Below are 27,000 nucleotides of genomic sequence, written 5' to 3' on the forward strand. Positions count from 1 at the left end.
GGGCGAGTGGTGCCCGAGCTGGGTCCGCACCTTCGGCAGGACGTGCCAGTCGACGGGCGCAGGCAGGGCAGGCCAGGCGGGTCAGGCCTCGTCGAGCCAGGCGCGGATCGCGTCGGAGTGCTCGCCGAGCGCCGGCGGCGCGAGGTGGGTGTCGCGACGGCGCTCGCCGGCGGCGTCGAACCACCGCAGCGGCGGGCCGGGCAGCTCGACGGGGCCGAGCACGGGGTGGTCGACCTCGACGACGAGGCCCTGCGAACGGGTCTGGTCCCACTCGTAGACCCGGTCGAGGGTGCGGACCTCGCCGGCCGGGATGCCGGCGGCGGCCAGGCGCGGCATGAGCACGTCGTACCCGAGGTCGGCGAAGGCCGCGTCGACCATCGCGATCACCTCCTCGCGGTGCGCCACGCGGGCGGCGTTGGTCGCGAAGCGGGGGTCGTCGACCGGCAGGTCGAACTCGGCGGCCAGCTTGCGCCACAGGCCCTCGCTGCCCACCGCGATCTGCACGTCGCCCTCGGCGCAGCGGAAGAGGCCGTAGGGGCTGATGGAGGGGTGGTGGTTGCCGGAGGCGCGGGGCACCTCGCCGGCGACGGTGTAGCGGGTGCCCTGGAACGCGTGGACGCCGACGATGGCGGCCAGCAGGGAGGTCCGCACGACGGTGCCGCGGCCCGTCCGGTCGCGCTCGTGGAGGGCGGCGACGACGCCGTACGCGCCGTACATGCCCGCGAGCAGGTCGCCGATGGGCACCCCGACCCGCGTCGGGTGGTCGCGGTCCGGGCCGGTCAGCGACATGAGGCCGGCCTCGCCCTGCGCGATCTGGTCGTAGCCGGCGCGCCCGCCCTCGGGCCCGTCGTGGCCGAAGCCCGAGATGGACAGCTGCACGAGGCGCGGGTTGAGCTCGCGCACGCGGTCCTCGCCGAAGCCGAGGCGGTCGAGCACGCCGGGCCGGAAGTTCTCCACCAGCACGTCCGCACGCTCCAGCAGGCGGGCGAGCACGTCGCGGCCGTCGTCGCTCTTGAGGTCGAGGACGATCGACTCCTTGTTGCGGTTGCACGACAGGTAGTACGTCGAGACCGTGTCGTCCTCCGGCCCGACGAACGGCGGGCCCCAGCCGCGGGTGTCGTCACCGGTCTCGGACTCCACCTTGATGACGCGGGCCCCGAGGTCGCCCAGCATCATCGCGGCGTGCGGCCCGGCGAGGGCGCGGGACAGGTCGACGACGAGCACGTCGTCCAGGGGCAGGGTCATCGAGCACCTCCGGGAGCGGTGGGGGACGACCCGGTCGGGCCGCCCCGGGGTACGGCGTCAGGCCGGGTCGGCGGCGGGGTCGGTCGGGGCGTCGGCCAGGTCGCGGCGTAGCGCCGCGGCCAGGGTCGTGGGCGCACGGCCCAGCAGGGTGCGCAGCGAGAGCGGGCTGCCGACGAGGCCGTGGTCGTCGTACCAGGCGAACATCGCGGCCAGGTCGTCGAGGTCGCGGCGCGTGCCGGTCGGGTCGACCCCGGCGCGCCACCGCTCCAGCGGCAGGTGCTCGGCGACCACGGGCCGGCCGAGGACCTCGGCGAGCACGTCGGCCGTCGCGGCGCTGCTCAGCACCTCGGGCCCGGCGAGCTCGAAGGTGCCGTAGGTGGTCGCGTCGTCGCCGAGCACGGCGACCGCGGCGGCGGCCACGTCGACGAGGTCGACGGGGGTGAAGGGCCGCGTCACGTCGTACGGCACGCGGTAGCGGCCCTCGGCGCGCGCGGCGGCGACGAACGGCAGCACGTTCTGGACGTAGCTGGCGGGCTGGAGCACGGTCCACGCCAGCGGGCTGCGGCGCACGATCAGCTCGGAGGCCGCCTTGCGCAGGTGGTGGGGCATCGCGGGCACGTGCGGCTGCAGCACGGAGTGGTAGACGAACCGGCCGACGCCGGCGCGGACGGCGGCGTCGACCACGGTGCCGGTGACGGCGTCCTCGGTCGGGTGCATGTTCGGCGGCACGTGGTAGACGGCGTCGACGTCGTCGAGGGCGGCCGCCAGGTCGGCCGGCCCGCCCTCGACGTCGACGATCCGGCTCGCCACGCCCTGGCCCGCGAACGCGTCCGCGGCCGCGGAGCGGCGCACGAGCGCCACCGGGTGGTGGCCGGCCTCGAGGAGGCCGGCCACCACGGCGGTCCCGGTCTTGCCGGACGCGCCCGTGACCGCCACGCGCAGGGAGCGGTGAAGGGCAGGGTGCGGGACGGACACGGTGCTCAGAGGTAGTCGTACGGCGAGGCGGTGGCTCCACCGGAGAGCAGGGCGTAGCCCGGACCCCGGTCGAAGAACGGGGCGTCCGCGTCGCGCTCGGAGCGCAGCTGCTCGCGCAGCGCGACCGTCGCCTCCACGTCGACCGCGGGGGCCGCGACGGCCTCCGGGTCGAGCTCCTCGGCCAGCACGACGCCGTAGTCGGCGCGCGCTGCCTCGACCGACACCTTGCGCCACCACACGTCGCGGGCCACGGACGCCGGCTCGCGGTCGAGCGGGTCGCCCCAGCCGCCACCGCCCGTCGTGCGGATGCGGATGACCTCGCCGGCCTTGACCGCGACGGCGTCCACCAGGGCGTCCACCTCGCGCTCGTCCGGCCCGCCCGGGTCGATGGTGACCTGGAACGACTTGCCGGCCTTGCCGCCCTTCACGCCCCAGCAGGCGAGGATCGAGCGGTCGGCGATCGACATGAAGTGCGCGTCGGCGAGCATGCGGATCTGCTTCTCGTAGCCGAGCCCGCCGCGGAACTGGCCCGCGCCGCCCGAGTCGAGCGCCAGGCCGAGGCTCTCCACGCGGAACGGGAAGCGCGACTCGGTGAACTCGGTCGGCAGGTTCCGCGAGTCGGGCACGACGTGGATGGTGTCCTCGCCGTCGGCGTAGTAGCGACCGCCCGAGCCGCCGCCCAGCACCTCGCGCATGAGGTAGGGGTTGCCCTCGAGGTCGTTGCCGTAGACACCCGTGTAGCGGATGGTCTCCTGGTCGGCCGGCATCCGGCCGTCCACGGCCTTCGCCACGACGCCCGACAGCACGCCGAGCAGGCGCAGGATGACGAACGTGCGGGCGTTCGTCGGCGCCGGGAACTCGGGCGTCAGCAGCGTGCCCTTGGGCGGGAAGCGCATCTCGATCAGCGGGGCGATGCCCTCGTTGACGTCGAGCTCCGCCATCCGCTCGGGGGTGTCGGCCAGGTTGCGCAGGATCGGCGCGATCCACTTCTTGAGGAAGGCGCCGTCCGCGTAGTCGCCGCAGTGGTTGATCGGGCCCTTGGCCTGCGGCGCCGTGCCGGTGAAGTCGATGACGAGGCGGGGGCCGCCGTCGGGGCCGCCCGTCTCCTCCTTCGTCAGCGTGATCCGCTGGGTGTGCAGCTGCGGGTCGTCGACGCCGTCCTGCTCCGCGTAGTCCTCCCAGATGAACGTGCCGGTGGGGATCTTCGAGAGGATCTCGCGGCGGAACGTCTCGGTGGTCTTGTCGAGGATCGCGTCGAAGGCGGCGAAGACCTGGTCGCGGCCGTAGCGGGCGAACAGCTCGGTCAGCCGGCGCGCACCCAGCAGGCAGGCGGAGCACTCGGCGTCGAGGTCGGCCGCCAGCGAGTCGGGCATGCGCGAGTTGCGCGTCATGATCTTCAGCGCGGACTCGTTGGGCACGCCGCCGTCCCACAGCTTGATCGGGGGGACCATCAGGCCCTCCTCGAACACGCTGGTCGCGGTGCTCGGCATCGAGCCGGGCACCGAGCCGCCGATGTCGTCGTGGTGGCCGAAGGCCTGCACGAACGCGACCACCTCGGGGCCGTCGCCCGAGTCGTGGAAGACCGGCGCGGTGATGCACAGGTCGGGCAGGTGGCCGATGCCGCCCTCGGACAGGTAGACGTCGTTGTGGAAGAAGACGTCGCCGGGCTTCATCGTCTCGACCGGGTAGTCGCGGATGACCGGCTGCACGAGCGCCGAGTACGAGCGGCCCGTGAGCTTGCGGGCGTGCTTGTCGTGGATGCCCGCGCGGTAGTCGTGGGCGTCGCGGATCATGGGCGAGCGGCTGGTGCGCCCGATGGAGGTCTCGACCTCCTGCTCGACCGACGCCAGGTAGCCCTCGACGATCTCGACGACGACCGGGTCGACGTCGACGCCCTCGGTGAGGCGGTACGGCGCGTCACCGCCGGGGGCGCGCACGCCCACCACGGTCGGGGGCTCGGTCTCGGCGCCGGGCACGCGGGTGGTCGCGGAGCCGCCGGCCGCGGGGGTGGGGAGGACGTCGCTGGTCACGAGAGGGACTCCTTGCGGGTGATGAGCAGGTTGCCGAAGCGGTCGACCTCGGCGCGGAAGCCGGGGTGCAGCGGGACGGTCGAGCTGAACTCCTCGACGATCGCCGGGCCGGTCACGACGTCGCCGGCGCCGAGCTGCGCGCGGGCGACGACGGGCGCGTCGTACCAGTCGTCGAAGTAGACGCGGCGGGTGCCGGTGACGGCGCCCTCGGCGCCGCTGCCGCCAGCGATCTCGCGCAGCTCGGGCTTGCGGATCGGGCCGATGCCGGAGACGCGGAGGTTGACCCACTCCACCGGCTGCGAGGAGTCGCCGCGGAAGTCGTAGCCGTAGAGCTTGTGGTGCTCGGCGTGGAAGGCGTCCGCGACGGCCTCGACGAGCGCGTCGTCGACGGGGCCCTCGGGCACCGGCACGCGGACCTCGAAGGCCTGGCCGACGTAGCGCAGGTCGGCGGATCGCACGAACTGGCGCTCGGCCGGCTCGAAGCCCTCCCGGGCCAGGGCCTCGTCGGCCTCGGCGGCCAGCGACGCGAGCAGCTTCTCGACGCGCGGGCGGTCGAGGTCGTCGTGCTTGCTGATCGCCGTCTGGACGTAGTCGTTGCGCACGTCGACGGTGAGCAGCCCGTACGCCGAGGTGTTGCCCGGGTTGAGCGGCACGATGACGCCCTCGAGGCCCAGGATGTCGACGAGGCGGCAGGCGAGCAGCGAGCCGGAGCCGCCGAACGTGACCATGTGGAAGTCGCGGGCGTCGAGCCCGCGCTTGACCGTGACCTGGCGCAGCGCGTTGGCCTGGTTCCAGGCCGAGATCTCGAGGATGCCGTCCGCGGCCTCCTCGACGCCGAGGCCGAGCTTGCCGGCCACGTCGGTGATGCCGGCGCGGGCCGCGTCCACGTCGAGCGGGATCTCGCCGCCCAGCAGGTGCGGGGGGATGCGGCCGAGCAGCACGTGCGCGTCGGTGATCGTGGGCTCGGTGCCGCCCTTGCGGTAGCAGAGCGGGCCGGGGTCGGCGCCCGCCGACTGCGGGCCGACCTTGAGGGTGCCCTCGGGGCTGATCCAGGCGATGGACCCGCCGCCGGCACCGACGGTGACGACGTCGATCATCGGGATCTTGCTGGGGTACGGGCCGACCGTGCCCTCGGTGGTGAGGGCGGGGTGGCCGTCCACGACCACGGTGACGTCGGTCGACGTACCCCCGCCGTCGCAGGTGAGCACGCTGTCGAAGCCCGCGCGCTGCGCGATGACCGCGGCGCCGAGGGCACCCGCGGCCGGGCCGGAGAGCACCGTGGTGATCGGCTGGCGCACGACCTCCTCGGCCGAGAGCACACCGCCGTTGGACTTCATCACGTAGAACGGCACCTCGCGGTGCTCGCCCGCGGCGTCGCCGCCGCCGGCCTGCGCGGTGAAGGAGTTGAGCCGCTCGGTGATGTTGTTGACGTAGGCCCGGATGTTGGGCTTCACGGCGGCGTCGACGAGCGTGGTGACGCTCCGCTCGTACTCGCGGTACTCGCGCAGCACCTGCGAGGACAGCGAGTAGTCGGCCTCGGGGTACTCGCGCTGCAGGATCGCCAGGGCCTGCTCCTCGTGCACGGGGTTCGCGTACGAGTTGAGGAACGACAGGCCGATCGTGGTGACGCCGCGGGCGCGGAAGTAGCGCGCCGCCGCGACGACGTCCTCCTCGACCAGCGGGCGGACCTCGGAGCCGTCGACCGCGAGGCGGCCGCCGATGGTGCGGACCAGGTCGACGGGGACGATGCGGTCCGGCTTCACCCAGAAGTACGAGTTGCCGTAGCCGTCCGGGACGGACTGGCGGGCGATCTCGAGGAGGTGGCCGTAGCCCTCGGTGGTGATGAAGCCGAGGCCCTCCACCTTCTCCTCGAGCAGCTTGTTCGTCGCGACCGTGGTGCCGTGGCTGACGGCCGTGACCGCGTCGCCGTCCAGGCCGAGCAGGCCCAGCACCTTGTCGATGCCGTTGAGGAACCCGTCCGCGGGGTTCGACGGCGTCGAGGGGGTCTTGGTCGTGACGAGCTCGCCGGTCTCCTCGTCCACGGCGACGACGTCGGTGAAGGTCCCACCGGTGTCGATGCCGATACGGATGCGACGCGTGGCGCTCATGCAGCCTCCAGGTTCGTTGGTGCGTTCACGGCATTGAACCCCGAACGGCGTGACCAGGGCTTCGTCAAACATCGCCGGATCTCGGGTCGATCTTGGGCAGATAGCCGCAAGCTCGGCGCGGCGCTGTGCGGGCACGCCGTGGTCCGGGCGACGCCGGCGCCGTTGGCACAAGGCGCCAAGGGCGCCGCGCGCCTGTTGGCAACGGTCGGCGGTGAACGCCGTCACACGCCGACCTAGGGTGGATCCACGCGCCGCCCCGGCGCGGTCGCGGCGGGACCGTGACGTCGAGGGACGTCGAGGAGAGGTGGCACGTGGACGCGCTGGACCGGCCGGACGGGCCGCTGGGGCCGGACGGGCCGCACGACGTCGAGGAGCTGACGCGCCGGCTCGACGGCGTCGGCTACCTCGCGGACCCGGGCACGGCGACCGCCGCGTGGCTGGCGTGGCGCACGTCGCGGCCCCTGTTCCTCGAGGGCGAGCCCGGGGTCGGCAAGACCTCGCTGGCGACCGCGCTCGCGCGGGTGCTGGGCCGCGACCTCGTGCGCCTGCAGTGCTACGAGGGCATCGACGCCGCCGCCGCGCTCTACGACTGGGACCACCCGCGCCAGCTGCTCCACGTGCGCGCCCTCGAGGCGGCCGGCGAGGCCGACCAGGAAGCGCTCGAGCACGACCTGTGGAGCCGGCGGTTCCTGCTGGCCCGCCCGCTGCTGCGCTCGCTCGAGCGCCCGTCGGTCCTGCTCGTCGACGAGCTCGACCGGGCCGACGACGAGTTCGAGGCGTTCCTGCTCGAGCTGCTGAGCGACTTCTCGGTCACCATCCCGGAGTACGGCACCGTGCGCGCCGAGGTGCCGCCCGTCGTGGTCGTCACGAGCAACCGCACCCGCGAGGTGCACGACGCGCTCAAGCGGCGCTGCTACTACCACTGGGTCGAGCACCCCGACCTGGCCCGCGAGGTCGAGATCGTGCGCCGCTCCGTGCCCGCCGCGAGCGCCGAGCTCGCCGCAGGGGTGGCCCGCGTCGTCGCCCGCCTGCGGGAGGGCGACCTGCTCAAGCCGCCCGGGGTCGCGGAGTCGATCGACTGGGCGGTCGCGCTGCAGGCCCTCGGCGCCACCCGCGTCGACGTCGCCACCGCCGCGCGCACCCTCGGCGCCGTGCTGAAGTACCGCGAGGACCAGCAGCGCGTCGCGACCCATCTCGCCCAGCTGCTCGGGGAGCAGGCGTGAGCGCCGGTCCCGCGTCGTCCGGGCCTTCCGGCCCCGCTGCCCTGCCCGACCTCGTCGCCGAGCTGACCGGACTCGCGACGGCGCTGCGCCGCGCGGGCGTCGACGTGCCCGCCGGCGGCGTGGCCGCGACCGTGACGGCCCTCGCCGCGCTCGGCACGCCCGGACGCGACGCCACCTACCGGGCCGGGCGCCTCACGCTCTGCCAGCGCCCCGACGACCTCCGCGTGTACGACGAGGTGTTCGACCTCTGGTTCTCCCGCGCCGAGTGGGCCGGCGACGTGCGGCGGGCGGTGAGCGTCCCGACGTACCGCGACGTGCCGGTGCCCGGCGACGCCGACGCGGGCGACCCGGCCGCCGCCACCGCCCCGCCGACCTCCAGCGAGGTCGAGGTGCTGCGCTGCCGCGACGTCGCCGCGCTCACCCCGGAGGAGAAGGAGCTCGTCGCCCACCTCGTCGCCCGGCTGGCGCACCGCCCCGCGCTGCGCCGCTCGCGGCGCACCCGGTCCGCGGCCCACGGGCGGGTCGACCTGCGGCGCGTCGTGCGTGACGCCGTGCGCACCGGCGGCGACCCCGTGCGGTGGTCGCACCGGCGGCCGCGGGTGCGCCCCCGCCGTACCGTGCTGCTGCTCGACGTGTCGGGGTCGATGAGCCGGTACGCCGAGACCTACCTGCTCTTCGCCCACGCGCTCGTGCGCTCGCAGCCGAGCGCCGAGGTGTTCTCGGTCGGCACGCGCCTGACCTGCCTGACCCGAGCCTTCCGCTCGCCCGACCCGCAGAGCTCGACCGAGGAGGTCGCCCGGCGGGTCGTCGACTGGAGCGGCGGCACGCGGCTCGGCGAGGGCCTGCAGGTGTTCCTCGACCGGTGGGGGCAGCGCGGCACCGCCCGCGGCGCCGTCGTCGTGCTCTTCTCCGACGGCTGGGAGCGCGGCGACGCGACCCTGCTGGGGGAGCAGGTGGAGCGCCTGCACCGCCTGGCCCACCGCGTCGTGTGGGTGAACCCGAACCGGGCGCGGCCGGGCTACGAGCCGCGTACGGCGGGCCTGCGCGCCGCCCTACCCCACGTCGACGCGTTCGTCGACGGCCACAGCGTCGACGCGCTCGAGGCGCTCGTCGACGAGATCGCGTCGGGGAGCCGGGCCCGTCCCGGCGCGACCCCGCTCGCCCCAGCAGGAGGAGACCGACGTGCGTGAGGTGCTCGCCGAGGCCCGGCGGTGGTGGGAGGCGGGGGAGCGGTTCGCGCTCGGCACCGTCGCCGCCACCTGGCGGAGCGCGCCCCGACCGGCGGGCGCCACGATGGCGGTGGGCCCGGACGGCACCGTCGTCGGCTCGGTCTCCGGCGGGTGCGTCGAGGGCGCGGTCTACGAGCTGGGGCAGGAGGCCATGGCGACCGGCGAGGCGCACTTCGAGCGGTTCGGCGTCTCCGACGACGATGCGATCGCGGTCGGCCTGGTCTGCGGCGGCATCCTCGACGTGCTCGTCACGCCCGTGGACGCGACGACGTTCCCCGTGTTCGAGGCGGTCGCGGACTCGATCGACGCCGACCGCGCGGTCGCGCTCGTGACGGTGCTCGCCGGCCCCGCGCCGGTCGGGGCGCGGCTCGCGGTGTGGGCCGAGGAGACCGCCGGCGGGCTCGGCGACGCCGGGCTCGACGCCGTCGTCGCCGCCGAGGCGCGGGCGCTGCTCGCGGTGGGGGAGACCCGCACGCTGGCGCTCGGCCCGCAGGGCCAGCTGCTCGAGGACGACGTCACGGTGCTCGTCGAGGTGTTCGCCCCGACGCCGCGGATGGTCGTGTTCGGCGCCATCGACTTCGCCCGCGCGACGGTGCGGGTCGGCAAGGTGCTGGGCTACCACGTCACCGTGTGCGACGCCCGGCCGCTCTTCGCGACCCCGCAGCGCTTCCCCGAGGCCGACGAGGTCGTCGTCGACTGGCCGCACCGCTACCTGGCCGCCACCGAGGTCGACGAGCGCACCGTGCTCTGCGTGCTCACCCACGACCCCAAGTTCGACGTGCCCCTGCTCGAGGTCGCGCTGCGCGGCCCCGCGGCGTACGTCGGCGCGATGGGCTCGCGCCGCACCCACGCCGACCGGGTACGGCGGCTGCGCGAGGCGGGTCTCGGCGACGCCGAGCTGGGGCGCCTGCGCTCGCCCATCGGCCTCGACCTCGGCGCCCGCACGCCCGAGGAGACCGCGGTGTCCATCGCCGCGGAGATCGTGAGCCTGCACCGCGGCGGCGGCGGCCGCCCCCTGACGGACCTCGACGGCCCCATCCACTCCGGCCTGCTCCGCGCCGACCCGCCGAGCGACAGCCCCGCCGGCTCCGGCGGCTGACCCCGCGTTCGTGCCGGTGGTGGAGGTGGGTGCGCCAGGCCGGTGGTTGAGGGGGGTGCGCTAGCACCCCTCGAAACCACGCTCGTTCTCCGCCGGGCATGCACGGATCGCGGCGAACGGCCAGGAGAACCGGCCCTGAAGGCTCCTCGGCGCGCGGTCGCCGCGATCCAGGTCGTGGGGCGGCTGCGGGATGGTTTCGAGGGCTTGCCAGAGCAAGCCGCCTCAATTACCGGTGGGCCGCCCTGGCGGCCACCTCCACCACCGGTGGGCCGCCCTGGCGGCCACCTCAACTGCCGGCGCGCGCCGTACCCTCCGCGCCGACGCGCCGCGTCGGGCCCAGGCCCAGCGCGGTCACCACCTGGGCGACGGCCACGCACGCCAGCAGCACGAACGGCGGCGTCCACGACCCGGCGGCGTCGTGCAGCGCACCGATGCCGGTGGGTCCGAGGGCAGCCACCAGGTACGACACCAGGAACGCCATGCCCGCCAACCGCGCGGAGTCCTGCGCCGTCGCCGCGTGCTCCACCAGCTGCGTGAGGCCGAGGGTGAACGCCGCGCCGTTGCCGAACCCCAGCAGCAGCACGACGGCCCACGGGGACCACCCTGGCGCGACGACCAGCGCCGCGAGGCCGACGACGTTCACGAACCCGGCCGCCGCGTAGAGCCCGCGCCGGTCCCGCAGCCGGTCGACCGCGAGCGGCACCAGCAGCGCCGCACCGAGCTGCGCCGCGCTGAACCCGGCGAGCAGCAGGCCGGCGGCGCCGTCGCCCCAGCCGCGGTCGACGTACGACGGCGCGATCCACGCGAGCAGCGAGTAGAACATCACCGAGCTGGTCGTCAGGTACGCCGTCACCAGCCAGGCGCTCGGGCTGCGCCACGGCAGCCGGGCGCCCCGGGCACCGACGGCGGCCCCGCGGGTGCCCGCGACGGCGGGGCGCGCCGTACCCCGCACGCGCAGCACCCACCACACGGCGCCGACGGCCGCGGGCAGCGCCCACACGCCGAGGGCGGCGCGCCAGCCGGCGGCCCCGGAGAGCGGTACGGCGAGCGCCGCGGCCAGCGTCGCGGTGGTCATCATCGCCGCCATGTAGGCGCCGGTCATCGCGCCCGGGCGCCGGGGGAAGTGGCGCTTGACCGCCCCGGGCAGCAGCGCGCCGACGATCGCGATACCGGCACCGGCGACGAACGTGCCGCCGTACAGCAGCGTGACGCCGCCCCAGGGCCGCGCCGCCGTGCCGACGGCGACCGCGACGGCCCCGACGGTCAGGGCGCGGTCGAGCCCCAGACGCACCGCGAGCAGCGTGGCCACCGGGGCCAGCGCCCCCATGCAGAGCACGGGGAGCGCCGTGAGGAGCCCCACGGCCACGCTGCTCAGGCCGAGCGCGCGGTCGAGGTCGCCCACGAGGGGCGGCACGGAGGTGAGGGGCGACCGGGTGCTCGCGGCCACCGCCACCAGGGCGGCGACGACCGCGAGCCGACCGGTCCGGCTCACCCGAGCGGCGGTGCGGCGTCGGCGAGGGCGGCGATGGCGCCCTCGAAGCACTCCATCGGCGGGGTGACGAGCCCGGCGCCGACCTGGCCGGTGCCGGCGACGCGGCCGGCCATGCCCGTGTTGATCTGCGGCAGCACGCCGGACTCGACGACCTTGGTGACGTCGATGCCGGTCGGGGTGCCGCGGAAGTCGAGGATCGGCACGCCGAAGCGCTGGTTCTCGGTGGTGGTGACCTGGTACATCAGGCGCGTCGCGGTCAGCGCGTCGCCGACCTCGCCGCCGATGAACCGCACGATCGCCGGGGCCGCCGCCATGGCGAAGCCGCCGATGCCGGCGGTCTCGGTGATGGCGGAGTCGCCGATGTCGGGGTTGGCGTCCTCGGGGCCGTAGTCGCCGAGGTACATGCCCTCGGGCGTCTGCGCCGGGCCGGTGAACCAGGTGTCGCCGGTGCCGGCGGTCTGGATGCCGAAGTCCGTGCCGTTGCGGGCCATGACGGTCACGACGCTCGAGCCCGGGATGCCGGCCGCCGCGCTCGTGACGAGCTTGCACGCGGGCATGACGAGGTTGAGGAAGAAGTGGTCGTTGCCGCCCACGAACCGCACGACCTCGGCGAGGCGGGCCGGCTCGACGCCGCTCTCGATGACGTCGGGCAGCAGGTCACGCAGCAGCATCAGCGTGCCGGCGCGGTTGCGGTTGTGGCCCTCGTCGCCCATCTGCACCATCTGGGCGATGATCGCGAGCATGTCGAGCTCGACGCCGCGGTCGCGGGCGCGGCGCACACCGGCCTGGAGCGCCGGGCCCAGCACCGCGCTCATCCAGCGCAGGCGCGTGATGACGTCCTCGCTGTAGGCGCCGTAGCGCAGCACCTTGCCCAGGCCCTCGTTGAGCGAGCACCACGAGGTGCGGCCGTCGGCCGGGTCGGTCAGCTCGAAGACCCACATCGACGGGCTGACGACGCCGGCCATCGGGCCGACGGCCCCGCGGTGGTGGCACGGCTCCCACGACAGCGAGCCGGAGGCGAGCAGCTGCTCGGCCTCGTCGGGCGTCGATGCGAGGCCCTCGAACAGCACCGCGCCGATGAGGGCGCCGCGCATCGGGCCCGACGCGCGCTCCCAGGTGACGGGCGGGCCGGCGTGGAGGAACTGGCCGGGCGCCAGGTCGAGCGCCTCGCCCGCGGGACGCACGTCGACGAGGTGCGCGCTCGCGGCCAGCATGCGCTCGGCGGCGAGGCGGTTGGCCTCCTCGCGGCGGGCGTCGGCGAGCACGCGGGCCAGCGCGGCCGACGTACCGGCCGGCGGCGGGGCCCACGCGACCTCGGTGACGTCGACGCCCTGCGAGCGCAGCGCGTCGGAGAAGAGGGCGACGCCGGTGGTGACCACCGAGGGCGTGCCGTCGAGCAGGGGGAGGGTGGTCATCGCGTGGCTCCGCTCACGAGGGCGACCGCGTAGCGGGTCGCGTCGGCGTTGGACGAGAAGACGGCGGCACCGGCGGACGCGAGCGCCTCCGCCTGGGCGGCTAGGCCCTGCGGGTCGGCGTCGGTGCCGCACAGGGACACGACGACGGCGAGCTCGCGCCCACCCTCGCCGGCGGTACGGCGAGCCGCGGCCACCGCGGGCGCCAGCTCCGCCGCCGGGTCGGCGTGGGCGCCGTGGCCCAGCACGACGTCGAGCAGGACCACGCCGGCGAACGGGTCGGCCGCCTCCTCGGCGAGCCGCGCCAGGCGCAGGCCCGGGTCGATCATGGGGTGGGGTCGGCCCTGGGTGAGGGTGTCGTCGCCGAAGTCGATCATCAGGTGCCCGTCGTGGCGCAGGTCGCCCGGCAGCGCGAGCTCGGGCCGCAGGGGGATGTTGGAGCGGATGTCACCGAGCGTCTCCTCGGCGATGAGCATCGACTCGTCGCACAGGGTGCCGCCGGCGAACAGGCCACGGAGGTGGCCGGTCACCGCGGGCGCCTCGGCGGGCACGCCCCAGGTGGGCCAGGTCGGCACGTCGGCGCCGAGCGCGGTGAGCACGCCCTCCACGCCGGCGGTGATCGTGGGCTGGCCGGGGCCGAGCAGCACGAGGTGGACGGGCTTCGACAGGGTGGCGGCGTGCTCGCGGAGGTCGCGGGCGACCTCGGGGTGCGGGGGCTTCGAGACGACCACGATCACCTCGGTGCCCTCGTCCGCGTCGAGCGCGGCGAGCGCCGCGCGGGCCGAGCGGCCGCCGACGGCCTCCGACAGGTCGCGCCCGCCCAGGCCGAGGCAGTGGGAGACGCCGACGCCCGCGGTGTGCAGCAGGCTGGTGAACTGCTGCGCGCCGGTGCCGGACGCGGCCGCGATGCCCACGGGGCCGCGGCGCAGCACGTTCGCGAAGCCCAGGCCGACACCGCCGACGACGGCGGTGCCGCAGTCGGGGCCCATGACGAGCAGGCCGCGCTCGGCGGCCAGGTCCTTGAGCCGGACCTCCTGCTCGACCGGCACGTTGTCGCTGAACAGCAGCACCGACGCGCCCTGCTCGAGCGCGCCGAGCGCCTCGGCGAACGCGTGCTCGCCGGGCACCGAGATGACGGCCAGCGCCGCCTGCGTGCGCTGCACCGCCCAGCCGGTCGTGCGGGCCTCGGGCTCGCCGCCGAACCCGCCGGCGCCCGTGCTGGTGCCGATCGCGTCGACCGCCGCCTCGACCGCCGCGAGCGCCGCGGCCACCGCGTCGTCGTCGCGGGCCGCGATGGCCACGACCATGTCGTTCGGGCCCGTGCCCTCGGGGACGTCGAAGCCCATCCCGGCCAGCACGTCGAGGTTGAGCTCGGTGCCCATCGCCACCTGGGCCTTGTCGACCCCCTCGACCGTCGCGACGGTCGCCGAGACCTGCATGAGCGAGACCGAGTCGACGTAGCGACCTCGTCTCGTCTCGACGTGGTGGACGCCGGTCGTCGCGGTCATGCGCAGTTCCTCTCGGTGGACGGCAGGGGGGTGGTGCGTTCGTGGGCGGCGACCGCGGCCAGGCCGGCGCGCAGGCCGGCGGCGAGGTCGGCGCCGGAGGTGTGCCCGAGGGCGAGCAGCCCGTCGAGGGCCGCCTCGAGCTCGGCCCGCTCGACGTCGTCGGCGAGCAGGGCCTCGACCGCCCGGCGTACCGGCGCCGCGGCGCGGCCCTCGCCCGCGGCCCGCAGCAGGAGCACGGACGGCGTCGTGGTGCGGCCCTCGGCGCGCTCCAGCAGGGCGGCGACGGCCGCGTCCGTGCCGGGCGTGCCGAGCACGCGGTGCACGAGCAGGGCGCCGGCGCACAGGTCGTCGCCGGACGGGGTGAGGCCCGGACCGCGACCCAGCAGCACGGGCGCGTCGGTGGCCAGGGCCGCGGGCGTGGCGCGGCCGCCGGTCCAGCGGTGGGCGGTCACGGCGTCGGGGTCGGTCACGAGCGGGCGCAGGGCGAGGCGGTCGAGGGCGCGGACGGCGACGTCGGCACGCGGGGCGCCCGCGCGGGGGCCCGCGACCCGGCTGTCCGCGGCGACGCGGACGCGCACCTCGTGGGGCCCGCAGACGAGCCGGCCGCCACCCAGCAGCACGGGGCGACCGCCGCGCACGTGGGAGGCCAGCACCGCCGTCCACGCGCGGTGGGGCGGCAGGACCAGTGCGTCCGGTACGGCGACACCCCCGTGGTCGACGACCGCGCACACGGCCCCGCCGCGGCGGTCCGCCTCCCCGAGGTACGCCGCCGCGCGGGCCGCGACGAGCACGCGGAGCGGGCGGGGCGGTCCCGCGACCCGGCCCGCCAGGGCGAGGTCGGCGGTCGCGGCGGAGGTCACCCGTCGGACGCTAGCCGGGACGGGTACGGTCCCCCCATGTACGAAAGTGCCAAGGATCACAGCGAGTCTTCGCAGATGTTCCCAACCCCCTTCGACCGCCCGGTCGAGGAGTCGTGGGACTACGGCATCTCGGTGGCGGAGATGACCGAGCTGCCCGAGCTCGCGGGCACCACGTGCGTGGCGGGCGCCGCCGGCCTGGGGCGCCGCATCGAGCGGCTCAACGTCATGGAGGTGCCCGACATCGCGCCGTGGGTGCGCGAGCGCGAGCTGCTGCTGACGACGGGCTACCCCCTGCGCGGCCGGCCCGAGGCCCTCGTCGACCTGGTCGCGGAGCTCGACGAGCGGGGCGCCGCGGGCCTGGTGGTGAAGCTCGGCCGCTACCTCGAGTCGCTGCCGGCGGCCGTGCTCGCCGAGGCCGACCGCCGCGCGTTCCCGGTGCTGACCCTGCCCGACCTCGGGTTCGACGAGGTGCTGACCGTCGTGCTGTCGGAGGTGCTCGACCGGCAGAGCGTGCTGCTCGCCCGCTCCGAGCGGCTCCACCACGAGCTGCTCCAGCGGATCGTGGCGGGGGAGGGCCTCGCCGAGGTCGCCGACCACGTGTCGCGCCTGGTGCGCGCCCGCATCCTCGTCACCACCGCCGACGGCCGTGTGCTCGTCGAGACCGACCGCTCGACGGAGGACGAGGCGGCGGGGGCCGCCACGGGGCCGGACGCCTTCGACGACGGCCTCGAGCGCGACCCCACGGGCCGGGTGCGCGTCGAGGACCTCTCCTACGGCTTCAGTGACGGCGGCGGGCGGCAGCGGATCGTCGTACCGGTGGTCGCCGGCCGCCACGACCACGGGCGCATGGTCGCCACCGCCACCGTGCACCCCCTCTCGCGCAGCGACGAGCACGCGCTCCAGCGGGCCGCGACCGTGGTGGCGCTGAGCATCACCAAGCAGCGCGAGCTGGCGGCCGTGGAGAGCAAGTACGAGGGCGACTTCCTGCGCGACGTGCTCGCCGGCACCGCGGGTCCGCACGACGAGGTGGTCGCGCACGCCGGGATGCTGGGCTGGGACTTCGACCGGCCGATGGTGGTCGTCGTCGCCCAGCACGACGAGCCGGCCCCGCCGTACCGTCCCGGCGACGGGTTGCAGCCACCGCAGGACCGGTTCTCGGCGGCGTGGCGCTCCGTCGTGCGGACCCACGACCCCGGGGCCGCGGTGGTGAGCCTCAGCGACGAGGTCGTCGCCGTCGTGGGGCTCGACCCCTCGCGGGCGGGCGAGGTCGAGGCGTTCGTGCGCCCGTTCGTGACCCGCGTCAGCGGCGACGGGGGCGGCGGCCGCCGGACCTTCTGCACCGGGCTGTCCCGCGTGTTCAGCGACGTCGACGGCCTGCCCGCGGCGTACGAGCAGGCGCGCAGCGCGGTGCGGGTGGGGCGCTGGCTCCAGGGGCCGGGCGCGCTCGCGCACTTCGACTCCCTCGGCGTGCACCGGCTGCTCAGCCTGGTCTCCGACCCCGCCGAGCTCACCGGGTTCGTGCGCGACACCCTCGGCGAGCTCGCCGGCGGGGGCGCCGAGAACGAGGACCTCCGCACGACCCTGCAGGCGCTGCTCGACCACAACCTCAACGTGGCCGAGACGGCGCGGCACCTGCTCTTCCACTACAACACGCTGCGCTACCGCATCTCGAAGCTGGAACGGATGATCGGGCCGTTCACCACCGACGCCCACCTGCGCCTCAACGTGGCGGTCGCCCTGCAGGCCCTCCAGCTGCGCGCGGCGACGGGCCGCGAGCCCGGCGGGGAGCCGGGACGCGAGGGCGGTCGCGACGGGGCGGCGGTCGGTGAACACCAGCGGTCCTCCCGGTGACCACCGTCACGCGACAGGCGCAGAACTGCACAACGACCGGGGGCCGACGCTGGCAGACACTGATGACGACGTGCCCCGTCGCTCTCCGTAGGCTCAGCGACGCCGCGCGTGTGGCAGAGGCCACAACCCGCGTCGAACGACACGGCTGAGCGGGCCACTCCTGGACACGCTTCGCGTGCCAGCCCGAGAGGAGACAAGCAAGATGGCCTTGAAGTGGAAGCTGTACGAAGGGGGTGCCACCCCGCCACCGGGGGCGGTCGTGGCACCGGACGAGCGGCTGTCGTGGCCGCGGACCATCGGACTGGGTGCGCAGCACGTGGTCGCCATGTTCGGGGCGACGTTCGTCTTCCCGATCATCATGGGGCTGAACCCGCAGCTCGCGGTCCTCATGTCGGGCGTCGCGACGATCCTGTTCCTCCTGATCGTCAACGACAAGATCCCGTCCTACCTGGGCACCAGCGCCGCGTTCGTCGCGGCCGCCGGGGCCATCCGGGCGCAGGGCGGTGAGAGCTCCGACGTGACCGGGGCGATCCTCGTCGCCGGCCTGCTGCTCGTCGTCATCGGCATCGGCGTCCACCTGGTCGGCGGCTCGATGATCAACCGCGTGCTCCCGCCGGCGGTGACCGGCGCGGTCGTCATGCTCATCGGCTTCAACCTCGCACCCGTCGTGGCGGACCTCTACTGGCCCGCCGACCAGTGGGTCGCGGTCTCCACGATGATCTTCGTCATCGTCGTCTCCGTCGTGGTGCGCGGCTTCCTGTCGCGGATCGCGGTGCTGCTCGGCCTCGTGTTCGGCACGGCGCTGTCCTGGATCCTCGACGTCGTCTCCGGCCCGCTGGCCGGCGCCGACGGCACCGAGGCCGACCGGGTGAACTTCAGCGCGGTCGGTGACGCCGCCTGGATCGGCCTGCCGCAGAGCATCACGCAGGCGGACGGCACCGTTCTCTCGGGCGCGCACCTGCCCAGCTTCAGCGCCACCTTCATCCTCCTCATCGTCCCGGGCGTGATCGCGCTCGTGGCGGAGAACGCCGGCCACGTGAAGGCCGTCGAGGAGATGACGAACCGCAACCTCAACCCCTACATGGGCCGCGCCTTCATCGGTGACGGCGTGGGCACCGCGCTCGCCGGCTTCGTGGGCGGCTCGCCGACCACGACGTACGCCGAGAACATCGGGGTCATGGCGGCGACCCGGGTCTACTCCACGGCGGCGTACTACGTGGCCGCGCTGGTCGCGATCCTCTTCGGCTTCTCGCCGAAGTTCGGCGCCGCCGTCTCCGCCGTCCCCAGCGGCGTCCTCGGCGGGATCACCGTGGTCCTCTACGGGATGATCGGGCTCCTCGGCGCCAAGATCTGGGTCGACAACCGCGTCGACTTCGGCAACCCCGTCAACCTGGTCCCGCTCGCCGCCGGCCTCGTCATCGGCATCGGCGACGTGTCGCTGAAGTTCAGCGACGACTTCTCCGTCACCGGCATCGCGCTGGGCACGATCGTCACCATCGTGGCCTACCACGCGGTGCGGGCGGCCGCCCCGGCACGGCTGCGGGAGGCCGGACCCGTCGAGCGGGTCGGCGGCCCGGGCTCGCCGGACACCCCCGGGACGCCGGGGACGCCGGGGACGCCGGGCCACCGCGGCCCGGGAGGACCCGCGGCGCACTGACCGGCCCCGGCCCGGCCGGGACACCACCGTCACACCTCCGGGGGAGACCCGCCGCACGGCGGGTCTCCCCGCACGGACAGGGAGAGCATGAAGACCTCCAAGTTCACCTACCACGCCCCCCGCACGGTCGCCGAGGCCCTGGACACGCTCGCCGAGCACTCCGTGGACGCCAAGGTCCTCGCGGGCGGCCAGAGCCTCGTGCCCGTCATGGCCATGCGCCTGGCCGCGCCGGCGCACCTGGTCGACATCAACAAGCTGACCCCCGAGCTGGGCGACCTCGAGGTCACCGGCGACGGCGTGCGCATCGGCGCCCTCGTGCGCCACGCCCGCCTCGAGCGCGACGCCGACGCCGCGGTCCGGGTGCCCCTCGTGGGCCAGGCCCTGCGCCACGTCGCGCACCCCACCATCCGCAACCGCGGCACCACCGTCGGCAGCCTCGCGCACGCCGACCCCTCGGCCGAGATGCCCGTCGTGCTCGCGCTGCTGGGCGGCTCGGTCGTCGCCCGGTCCGTGCGCGGCGAGCGCACCATCGACGCCGCCGACTTCTTCGTCGGCCCCATGGAGTCCGTGCTGGGGTACGACGAGCTCGCCGTCTCCGCCTTCTTCCCGGCCGTGCCCGGCCGCGCCGGCACCGCCTTCGACGAGATCACCCGGCGCCACGGCGACTACGCGATGTGCGGCCTGGCCGTCGTCGCGCAGCTCGACGAGGCCGACCGCTTCACGTCCCTGCGCCTGGCGTTCGTCTCGGTGAGCGACGTGCCCGAGGTCGTCGACCTCACCGACGACGTCGCGGGCACGCCGTACACCGACGTGGACCACGCGGCGCTCGGCGACCGCGTGCGCGAGCTGGTCGACCCCGCGGGGGACCTGCACGCCAGCGCGGACTTCCGCCGCCACCTGGCCGCGGTGCTGACGCAGCGCCTGACGCGCGAGGCCGCCGAGCGTGCGGCCGGCGTGGCCCCGGGAGCCGCGGCGACCGCGGGCACCGCACCGACGACGCGAGGAGGACGGGCATGACGAGCACGAGCCACAGGACGGGCCACAGCACGGGCCACGGCACGGGCCAGGTCGGCGAGCAGCACGCGGAGATCCGCGTGAAGGTCAACGGGGTGCCGCGCCGCTTCGACGTGCCGGTGCGCCGCACGCTGTGCGACGCCCTGCGCACCGACCTCGAGCTGACCGGCACCCACGTCGGCTGCGAGCACGGCGTCTGCGGCGCCTGCACGGTGCTGCTCGACGGCGAGCCCGTCCGCAGCTGCCTGATGCTGGCGGTCTCCGCCGACGAGCACGAGGTCACCACTGTCGAGGGGCTCACCGAGCCCGACGGCACGCTGAGCCCCACCCAGCAGGCGTTCGTGGACTGCCACGGCCTGCAGTGCGGCTTCTGCACCCCCGGCTTCCTCACCACGATCAGCGCCTTCGTGGCCGAGAACGACGACCCCACGCCCGAGGAGGCCCGCGAGGCCATCGGCGGCAACCTGTGCCGCTGCACGGGCTACCAGAACATCGTCGCCTCCGTGCTGCGCGCCGCCGAGCTCACCCGCGAGCGCGCGGCGGGCGACGCCCCGCCCGCGGACCGCGGCCCGGCACCCGACGCCCCCGCCGCCTCCACCCAGGGCGGTGCGCTGTGACCACGCGTGGCTTCGGCGAGCCCGTCAAGCGGGTCGAGGACCCCCGGCTCGTCACCGGCAAGGGTCGGTACGTCGACGACATCGGCGACGACCGCACGCTGCACGCGGCCTTCGTCCGCAGCCCGCACGCCCGCGCGCGCATCCGCGACATCGACCCCTTCGAGGCCTACGAGGTCGACGGCGTGGTCGCCGTCTACACCTGGGACGACCTCGCCGGCCCGGCCGCGGAGCCGCTGCCGCTGCTCATCCCGCACCCCGACCTCACCCACCCGCGCACCGGCTACGCGCTGGCCCGCGACGCGGTGAACCACGTCGGCGAGGCCGTCGCGATGGTGGTCGCCCGCGACCGCTACGTCGCGGAGGACGCCGTCGCGCTGGTCAAGGTCGACTACGAGGTACTCAAGCCCGTCGTCGGCCTGCGCAAGGCGGCGGCCGCCGAGGAGCTCGTGTACGACGACGTGCCCGGCAACGCCGCGGCCGTCTCCACCCAGGCGTACGGCGACGCGGCGACCGCCGTCGCGCAGGCCCCGCACCGCCTCACCTTCGAGTGGGACATCGAGCGCAGCGCCTGCATGCCGATGGAGGGCAAGGGCGTGCACGCCCGGTGGGACCGCCACGAGGAGAAGCTGACGCTGTGGACGGCGACGCAGACGTCGACCGGCGTGCGCGGCGCGGTCTCGGCCAAGCTGGGCCTCGACCTCACCCAGGTCGACGTGGTCACGCCCGACGTGGGCGGCGGCTTCGGCGTGAAGATCGTGCACCCGTGGCCCGAGGAGATCATGGTCCCCTGGGCGTCGATGCGGCTCGGCCGCGACGTGAAGTGGACCGAGGACCGGCGCGAGCACTTCGTGTCCAGCGCCCACGAGCGGGCCCAGCTGCTCACCGTGGACGTCGGGTTCGACGACGAGGGCCGGGTGCTCGGCATGGAGGTCGACATCCTCCACGACCACGGCGCCTACATCCCCTACGGCCTCATCGTGCCGATCAACGCCTCGACGCAGCTGCTCGGCCCGTACAAGCCGGACGCCTACCGGGTGACGTTCACCAGCCTCTACACGAACACCGTGCTGGTCACGCCGTACCGCGGCGCGGGCCGTCCGCAGGGCGTGTACGCGATGGAGCGCACGATGGACCGCATCGCGCAGTACCTGGGCAAGGACCGCCTCGCCGTGCGCGAGGCCAACTTCATCCAGCCCGACGAGTTCCCCGTCGACTTCGGCCTGATGTTCCAGGACGGCCGGCCGCTGAAGTACGACTCCGGCAACTACCCGGGCCTCGCCGACAAGCTGCGGGCGCTGGTGGGCTGGGACGAGTTCGAGGACTTCCGCGCCCAGGCGCGCTCCGAGGGCCGCCGCGTCGGCATCGGCCTCGGCTTCTACGTCGAGGGCACCGGCCCCGGCCCCTACGAGGGCGGGCACGTGCAGGTGCTGACGTCGGGCAAGGTCAAGGTGGCCACGGGCATCACCTCCCAGGGCCAGGGCCACCAGACCGCCTTCGCCCAGATCGTCGCCACCGAGCTCGGCGTGCCGTTCGAGGACGTCATCGTCACCACGGGCGACACGCGTCGCTTCGGCTACTCGGTGGGCACGTTCGCCTCCCGCGGCGCCGTGATGAGCGGCAGCGCGATCGCGCTGGCCGCCCGCAAGGTGCGCGACCGCACGCTCCGGCTGGCGGCCGACGCGCTCGAGGCGGACCCGGGCGACCTCGAGATCGTCGAGGGCCAGGTGCAGGTCAAGGGCGACCCGTCGACGGCCGTCGGCATCGGCACGGTCGCGGTGCTGTCGAACCCGTTGCGCTACGCCTTCGACGAGGCGAGCAAGGCGGCGACGCAGTTCAGCGGCGGACCGGTCGACTACTCCCAGCCGCCCATCGCGCCGGGGGACAAGCCGGGTCTCGACGAGACCGACTACTACTCCCCGCCCGCGTCCACCTTCGCGGCCGGCGCGCACGCCGTCATCGTGGAGACCGACCCGGACACCGCGGAGATCCACATCCTGAAGTACGCCGTCGTCCACGACTGCGGCCGCATGGTGAACCCCCGCATCGTCGAGGGCCAGATCCACGGCGGCGTCGCGCAGGGCGTGGGCGGCGCGCTCTACGAGGTCATGGCGTACGACGAGGCGGGCCAGCTCGCCAACGCGTCGTTCATGGACTTCCTCATGCCCTACGTCTCCGAGGTGCCGACCAGCATCGAGATCGACCACCTCGAGACGCCGTCCCCCCTCAACCCGCTCGGCATCAAGGGCGCGGGCGAGGCGGGGGTCATCCCGACGAGCGCCGCGATCGCGGCCGCCATCGAGGACGCGGAGGGCATCCCGATCGTCCGGATGCCGATCTCGCCCTCGGAGCTGTTCGACCTGCGCCGCGCCGCGGCGTACCCGGAGCCGGTGGTCAACACCATGCCGGGCACGGCGAGCACCCGGTGGGTGGACCCGGCGTCCCTCCCCGCAGCACCGACCACCGAGAGTGAGGACCGACCGTGAAGGTCACCGGCGAGGCCACCCTGACGAGCGACATCGACGCCCTGTGGGCGGCGTTCAACGACCCCGAGGTGCTGGTCGCGACCATCCCCGGCTGCCAGCGTCTCGAGGCGGTGGCCGAGGACTCCTACCGGATGACCATCAGCGCCGGCGTCGCCGCGATCCGCGGCACGTACGAGGGCGAGGTGCACCTCAAGGACAAGCGCGAGCCCGGCTACCTCAAGATGGTCGCGACCGGCGCCGGCGGCCCGGGCACCATCCAGGTCGAGGTCGACGTGGACATGGAGACGCAGGGCGACGGGACGCTCATCCGCTTCGTCGCCGACGCGGTCGTCGGCGGGATGATCGGCGGCGTCAGCCAGCGCATGCTCGCCTCGGTCGGCAAGCGCCTCGCGGCCGAGTTCTTCAAGGCGGTCGACGACCACCTGCAGAACGGTCCCGCGACCGGCGCCGCGACCGGGCCGACGGTCGGCGCGATCAGCGCGACCGACCAGAGCCCCGCGGAGACCCGCGAGGGCGGGGCCGGCAGCGCCGCCGCGGGCACCACGGGCGCTGCCGACGCGCCGCGCACCTTCTCCCGCCCCGGTGCCCCCGCCCCCTCCGCGGCGGCGGGCGGCTCGCCCGAGCAGTTCGTCAAGGGCGCCCTGACGGGCGCGGGCCTCGTGCTCGTCGGCGTCCTGGTCGGCTCGCTGCTGGGACGGAGGAGCCGCTGATGCGCGACGTGACCGTGGCCGCCGTCCAGGTGGCGCCCGACCACCGGCCGCTGAGCGTCGAGACGGTCGCCGGCAACACCGAGCGCGCCCTCGACTGGGTCGAGCGGGCCGTGGAGGCGACGGGCGCGGAGCTCGTGGTGCTGCCCGAGACCGTCACGACCGGCTTCGGGCCCGCGATGGGCCCCGACGACCTGTGGGACCTGCTGCAGGCCGCGCCGGGGGCGGGCACGGCGCCGTACACGGAGCTGGCCCAGCGCCTCGGCATCCACCTCGTGTGGGGCGCCTACGAGCCCGGCGAGCAGCGGGGCGTGGTCTACAACGCCGCCCACCTCGCGGGCCCCGACGGCACGGTGCTCGGGACCTACCACAAGACCCACCCGTTCTGCAGCGAGGACGTCAACCGGGGCGGCTGGGTCACCCCCGGCGAGCACGTCACCGTCGTCGAGACCGAGATCGGCACCATCGGCCTCATCATCTGCTTCGACGGCGACTACCCGGAGCTGTCGCGCATCAACGCGGTCAAGGGGGCCGAGATCATCGCGCGCCCCTCGGCCCTGCTCCGCAGCGCCGACCTGTGGGAGCTGACGACCCGCGCGCGGGCCTACGACAACCACGTGTACGTCGTGGGCACGAACGCCACGGGCCTCGACCCGGCGGGCTCGCCGTACTTCGGCAACTCGATGATCGTCACCCCGATCGCCGAGGTCGTGGCGCGTGCCGCCAGCCACGAGTGCTGGGTCAGCGCCCGCCTGACGCCTGCGACGGCCATGGCGTCGCTGACGCCCGGCTCGAGCGTCCCGCAGCGCTGGGACCACCTCGACGAGCGCAACCTGGCGCTGCTGGCGAACTACGCCGAGGAGCTGGCGGGGCCCGCCCGCACGCCGTTCCCGCACGCCGCGCACGAGCCGCCGCCGAGCAGCACCACCGGCGCCTGAGGCGTCACCCGCGCGACGCGCGTCGTGCACCCCGTCGTCCCCGTCGACCGATCTAGGATCGGGCGGCGGGGACGACCCCGTCCGAGCGGAGGTGGGACGTGTACGGCGACGTGGAGCCCTGTGCCGAGTGCGGTGCGGCGGTGCGGCTGCGGCCGCACGAGCCGGAGCGGGAGTCCGGCGACGGGCCGGTCGGCCCCGCCGACGGCGTCGTCGGGGGAGCGGACCCGACCCTCGACGACCGGGTGTGCACGAACGACGCGTGCCCCACCAACCACCGCGCGCCGGGCGAGGACGCACCGCGGCCCTGACCGGGTCCGTGCGACGGAATCCCTCAGGCCAGGCGCGCGCCAGCCGATCTCGGGCCTCGTGAGGACCCCCGACGCCGGCACCGTCCCCGCGCCGGCGCGCGAGGTCGCGCAGCAGCTGCTGCTCGCGGCGGGCTACCTCCTGGCCGCCGTGGCCGGCCGGGCGACCGTGGTCGACGGCAGCGCCCTGAGCCTCGTGTGGCCGGCCGCCGGCGTGGCCGCCGTGTGGGTGACCTGCCGCGACGGCCTGTGGCTGCTGGTGGCCCTGGCGGGACTGGCGGCCGCCACGTTCGGCGTCAACGTCGCGACCGGTGCGCCGCCGGCCCTGGGCCTCGTCTTCATCGTCACGAACCTCGTGCAGGCTCTGGTGCTGCGCGGCCTCCTGCGGCGCTGGGTGCCGGAGGTCGCGTGCTTCGGCGGCGACCGCCCGCTGAGCGAGGTCGCCCAGCTCGTGCGGGTCGTCATCGCCGCCGTTCTCGCCTGTGCGGCGGGCGCCGCGCTGGGCCAGCTGGGCACGGCCCTCGCCGTGGAGGGCGAGACCGGGCTGTTGCCCGCGGCCGCCTGGTGGAGCCGGAACAGCCTCGGAACGGTCGTCGTGCTCTGCGTCCTGGTCCTGGCCCTCCAAGCCTGGCGGTCCGCCGGAACCACCGGCGCGTTCCTCCGCGGCCTCGTCGAGGACCCGTCACGACCGGATGGCGCCGCGGGGGCGCTCGAGGGCCTCGCGCTGGCCGTCGCCTCCGGCGCCGTGTGGGTGGCCGTGTTCCTGGGCCCCGGGGCCGACGCCTACTCGTTCCTGCTGCTGGCGCCCGTCGTGTGGGCCGGGCTGCGCTTCGCCCCGCTCGTGGTGGCGCTGCACGGCTTCCTCACGGGGGCGGCGGCCATCTGCTTCACGATCGCGGGGCGCGGCCCCTTCGTCGACACCGCGGACGTGCGGTCCGAGGTGGTGGTGGTGCAGGCCTTCGTGGGCATCGCGGTGGTGACGGGTCTCGCCCTGGCCTTCGCGCGCGCCGAACGCGACCACGCCCTGCGGCGGCTGCACGCCAGCGAGCGGGAGGCGACCGCCCACGCCGCGCTGCTCGGCTCGGTCCTCGAGCAGATGCGCGACGGCGTGGTCGTCGTCGACGAGCACCACCGCGTCGTGCTGCGCAACGAGGCGGCCGGACGCATCCTGGGCCGGCGCGGCGAGCGGCCGGACGTCGTCGAGCCGGCCGCCGCGTACCACCTCGTCGAGACGGACGGCACGCCCGTGGGCGACGAGGACCTGCCCTACCGCCGCGCCCTCGCCGGCCAGGTCGCCGGGCCGCGCGACCTGCGGGTCGTCGCCCCCGGCGTCCCCTCCGGCACGATCGTCGAGATCGGCGCCCACCCCGTCCCGCCGTTGCCCGGCGCACCGCGCCAGGCGATGGTGCACGTCCGCGACGTGACCGTCGAGCGGCAGCGGCACGCGGCCCTCGCCTCCTTCGCGCGCGTCGTCGCGCACGACCTGCTCAACCCGCTCACCGTGGTCCAGGGCTGGGCGGACGTCGTGCGCAGCGGGCTCGACGCCCCCGAGCCGGACCTCGCGAGGCTGCGCGGGCGCGCCGACCGGATCCTCGAGGCGGCCGAGCGGATGCGCGAGCTGGTCGACGCCGTCCTCGCGCTCGCCCTCGCCCGCGACCGCGACCTGCGTCCCCGCATGGTCGACCTCAGCGGCCTGATGGTCGAGGTGGCGCGCCTTCAGGCCGACAGCGGTCAGCCGGCCGAGATCACCGTCCAGCCGGGTGTGCGCGTGTGGGGCGACCGCGCTCTGCTGCGCCAGCTGCTGGAGAACCTGCTGACGAACGCGGTGAAGTACGCCGTGCCCGGCCGCGTGCCGCGGGTCGCCCTCACCGCCGAGCCCGAGCCGGGCTCGGAGTGGCTCGAGGTGCGGGTGAGCGACGAGGGGATCGGGATCCCGACGGAGGACCGCGAGCGGGTCTTCGAGCCGTTCCACCGGGTGGGGGGCGCGACGGGGGTCGACGGCCACGGGATCGGACTGGCCACCTGCGCCCAGATCGTCGAGCGCCACCACGGCACCATCCGGGCCGAGGAGACGCCCGGTGGCGGCACCACCATCGTCCTGCGCCTGCCCGGCGGGCCCGTGGAACCGGGGTCGGGGGGCACCGGCGCGGACACGCGGACGCCGTCGGTGGGAGCCGACATACTGCCCCCGGACCGCCGGAGCGGGGCGGGGAGCGCGTCGGCCTGACGGGCGCCCCGGGCCCGCCG

General features: G+C 75.1%; 20 protein-coding genes. 12 read left to right on the plus strand and 8 right to left on the minus strand.

Annotated features, from left to right (window positions below; genetic code table 11):
• Positions 1–81: 81 nt before the first annotated feature.
• From INN71_RS00310 to INN71_RS00325, 4 genes are read right to left on the minus strand one after another with little or no spacing between them, the layout of a single operon-like run.
• Positions 82–1,245 (minus strand): CaiB/BaiF CoA-transferase family protein, encoded by a 1,164-nt coding sequence (locus INN71_RS00310; protein WP_277497444.1) that lies wholly within the window; start codon positions 1,243–1,245, stop codon positions 82–84.
• Positions 1,246–1,302: 57 nt separating this feature from the next.
• Positions 1,303–2,220: an SDR family oxidoreductase gene (locus INN71_RS00315; RefSeq protein WP_277497443.1), complete on the minus strand. Its 918-nt coding sequence runs from the start codon at positions 2,218–2,220 to the stop codon at positions 1,303–1,305.
• Positions 2,221–2,225: 5 nt separating this feature from the next.
• A complete protein-coding gene (locus INN71_RS00320; protein WP_277497442.1) occupies positions 2,226–4,250 on the minus strand; it encodes a hydantoinase B/oxoprolinase family protein in 2,025 nt (674 codons plus the stop codon).
• Positions 4,247–6,358 carry a hydantoinase/oxoprolinase family protein gene (locus tag INN71_RS00325; protein ID WP_277497441.1) on the minus strand — a complete coding sequence of 704 codons (2,112 nt, stop codon included), beginning with the start codon at positions 6,356–6,358 and terminating at the stop codon, positions 4,247–4,249. The genes INN71_RS00320 and INN71_RS00325 overlap by 4 nt, the downstream gene beginning before the upstream one ends.
• A gap of 374 nt (positions 6,359–6,732) precedes the next feature.
• Here INN71_RS00325 and INN71_RS00330 point away from each other — a divergent pair, with 374 nt between their 5' ends.
• Genes INN71_RS00330 through INN71_RS00340 form a run of 3 tightly spaced genes read left to right on the plus strand, consistent with a single transcriptional unit; the run spans position 6,733 to position 9,909 of the window.
• Positions 6,733–7,581 (plus strand): MoxR family ATPase, encoded by an 849-nt coding sequence (locus INN71_RS00330; RefSeq protein ID WP_301799679.1) that lies wholly within the window; start codon positions 6,733–6,735, stop codon positions 7,579–7,581.
• Positions 7,578–8,771 (plus strand): VWA domain-containing protein, encoded by a 1,194-nt coding sequence (locus tag INN71_RS00335; protein ID WP_277497439.1) that lies wholly within the window; start codon positions 7,578–7,580, stop codon positions 8,769–8,771. Before INN71_RS00330 ends, INN71_RS00335 begins: the two co-directional genes overlap by 4 nt.
• Positions 8,764–9,909 carry an XdhC/CoxI family protein gene (locus INN71_RS00340; RefSeq protein ID WP_277497438.1) on the plus strand — a complete coding sequence of 382 codons (1,146 nt, stop codon included), beginning with the start codon at positions 8,764–8,766 and terminating at the stop codon, positions 9,907–9,909. The genes INN71_RS00335 and INN71_RS00340 overlap by 8 nt, the downstream gene beginning before the upstream one ends.
• Before the next feature lie 286 nt (positions 9,910–10,195).
• On the opposite strand, the gene INN71_RS00345 is transcribed toward INN71_RS00340, so the two are convergent.
• Genes INN71_RS00345 through INN71_RS00360 form a run of 4 tightly spaced genes read right to left on the minus strand, consistent with a single transcriptional unit; the run spans position 10,196 to position 15,181 of the window.
• Positions 10,196–11,401 (minus strand): MFS transporter, encoded by a 1,206-nt coding sequence (locus INN71_RS00345; protein ID WP_277497437.1) that lies wholly within the window; start codon positions 11,399–11,401, stop codon positions 10,196–10,198.
• Positions 11,398–12,816: a DUF1116 domain-containing protein gene (locus tag INN71_RS00350; protein WP_277497436.1), complete on the minus strand. Its 1,419-nt coding sequence runs from the start codon at positions 12,814–12,816 to the stop codon at positions 11,398–11,400. The genes INN71_RS00345 and INN71_RS00350 overlap by 4 nt, the downstream gene beginning before the upstream one ends.
• On the minus strand, positions 12,813–14,321 hold the full coding sequence (locus INN71_RS00355) for an FdrA family protein (protein WP_277497435.1): 1,509 nt from the start codon (positions 14,319–14,321) through the stop codon (positions 12,813–12,815). The genes INN71_RS00350 and INN71_RS00355 overlap by 4 nt, the downstream gene beginning before the upstream one ends.
• Complete coding sequence (locus INN71_RS00360; protein ID WP_277497434.1) at positions 14,318–15,181, minus strand: DUF2877 domain-containing protein; 864 nt, start codon at positions 15,179–15,181, stop codon at positions 14,318–14,320. The genes INN71_RS00355 and INN71_RS00360 overlap by 4 nt, the downstream gene beginning before the upstream one ends.
• Before the next feature lie 75 nt (positions 15,182–15,256).
• Between INN71_RS00360 and INN71_RS00365 the strand changes: the two genes are divergently transcribed.
• The 9 genes from INN71_RS00365 (at position 15,257) to INN71_RS00405 (ending at position 26,980) form a co-directional block, all read left to right on the plus strand.
• Positions 15,257–17,032, plus strand: coding sequence for a PucR family transcriptional regulator (locus INN71_RS00365; protein WP_277497433.1), 1,776 nt, complete (start codon positions 15,257–15,259; stop codon positions 17,030–17,032).
• Between the two features lie 202 nt (positions 17,033–17,234).
• Positions 17,235–18,689 (plus strand): uracil-xanthine permease family protein, encoded by a 1,455-nt coding sequence (locus INN71_RS00370; RefSeq protein WP_277497432.1) that lies wholly within the window; start codon positions 17,235–17,237, stop codon positions 18,687–18,689.
• Positions 18,690–18,776: 87 nt separating this feature from the next.
• Complete coding sequence (locus INN71_RS00375; RefSeq protein ID WP_277497431.1) at positions 18,777–19,706, plus strand: xanthine dehydrogenase family protein subunit M; 930 nt, start codon at positions 18,777–18,779, stop codon at positions 19,704–19,706.
• The gene (locus INN71_RS00380; RefSeq protein ID WP_277497430.1) at positions 19,703–20,320 is read left to right on the plus strand and encodes a (2Fe-2S)-binding protein; all 618 of its coding nucleotides are present in this window, start codon (positions 19,703–19,705) and stop codon (positions 20,318–20,320) included. Before INN71_RS00375 ends, INN71_RS00380 begins: the two co-directional genes overlap by 4 nt.
• A complete protein-coding gene (gene cutA, locus INN71_RS00385; RefSeq protein ID WP_277497429.1) occupies positions 20,317–22,803 on the plus strand; it encodes an aerobic carbon-monoxide dehydrogenase large subunit in 2,487 nt (828 codons plus the stop codon). Before INN71_RS00380 ends, cutA begins: the two co-directional genes overlap by 4 nt.
• Complete coding sequence (locus INN71_RS00390) at positions 22,800–23,513, plus strand: CoxG family protein (protein ID WP_277497428.1); 714 nt, start codon at positions 22,800–22,802, stop codon at positions 23,511–23,513. The genes cutA and INN71_RS00390 overlap by 4 nt, the downstream gene beginning before the upstream one ends.
• Positions 23,513–24,448, plus strand: coding sequence for a carbon-nitrogen hydrolase family protein (locus tag INN71_RS00395; RefSeq protein ID WP_277497427.1), 936 nt, complete (start codon positions 23,513–23,515; stop codon positions 24,446–24,448). Before INN71_RS00390 ends, INN71_RS00395 begins: the two co-directional genes overlap by 1 nt.
• Before the next feature lie 98 nt (positions 24,449–24,546).
• Entirely contained in the window at positions 24,547–24,756 is a 210-nt protein-coding gene (locus tag INN71_RS00400) for a hypothetical protein (RefSeq protein WP_277497426.1), read from the plus strand.
• A gap of 58 nt (positions 24,757–24,814) precedes the next feature.
• Positions 24,815–26,980 carry an ATP-binding protein gene (locus tag INN71_RS00405; protein WP_277497425.1) on the plus strand — a complete coding sequence of 722 codons (2,166 nt, stop codon included), beginning with the start codon at positions 24,815–24,817 and terminating at the stop codon, positions 26,978–26,980.
• Positions 26,981–27,000: the final 20 nt, after the last annotated feature.

The sequence above is a fragment of the Nocardioides sp. ChNu-153 genome, from assembly GCF_030466625.1.
Lineage (GTDB): Bacteria > Actinomycetota > Actinomycetes > Propionibacteriales > Nocardioidaceae > Nocardioides.

Coding starts and splice junctions, on each gene's coding strand:
- INN71_RS00310 (WP_277497444.1), bottom strand. CDS start 1,245: ATGACCCTGCCCCTGGACGACGTGCTCGTCGTCGACCTGTCCCGCGCC.
- INN71_RS00325 (WP_277497441.1), bottom strand. CDS start 6,358: ATGAGCGCCACGCGTCGCATCCGTATCGGCATCGACACCGGTGGGACC.
- INN71_RS00350 (WP_277497436.1), bottom strand. CDS start 12,816: ATGACCACCCTCCCCCTGCTCGACGGCACGCCCTCGGTGGTCACCACC.
- INN71_RS00355 (WP_277497435.1), bottom strand. CDS start 14,321: ATGACCGCGACGACCGGCGTCCACCACGTCGAGACGAGACGAGGTCGC.
- INN71_RS00365 (WP_277497433.1), top strand. CDS start 15,257: ATGTTCCCAACCCCCTTCGACCGCCCGGTCGAGGAGTCGTGGGACTAC.
- INN71_RS00370 (WP_277497432.1), top strand. CDS start 17,235: ATGGCCTTGAAGTGGAAGCTGTACGAAGGGGGTGCCACCCCGCCACCG.
- INN71_RS00375 (WP_277497431.1), top strand. CDS start 18,777: ATGAAGACCTCCAAGTTCACCTACCACGCCCCCCGCACGGTCGCCGAG.
- INN71_RS00380 (WP_277497430.1), top strand. CDS start 19,703: ATGACGAGCACGAGCCACAGGACGGGCCACAGCACGGGCCACGGCACG.
- INN71_RS00395 (WP_277497427.1), top strand. CDS start 23,513: ATGCGCGACGTGACCGTGGCCGCCGTCCAGGTGGCGCCCGACCACCGG.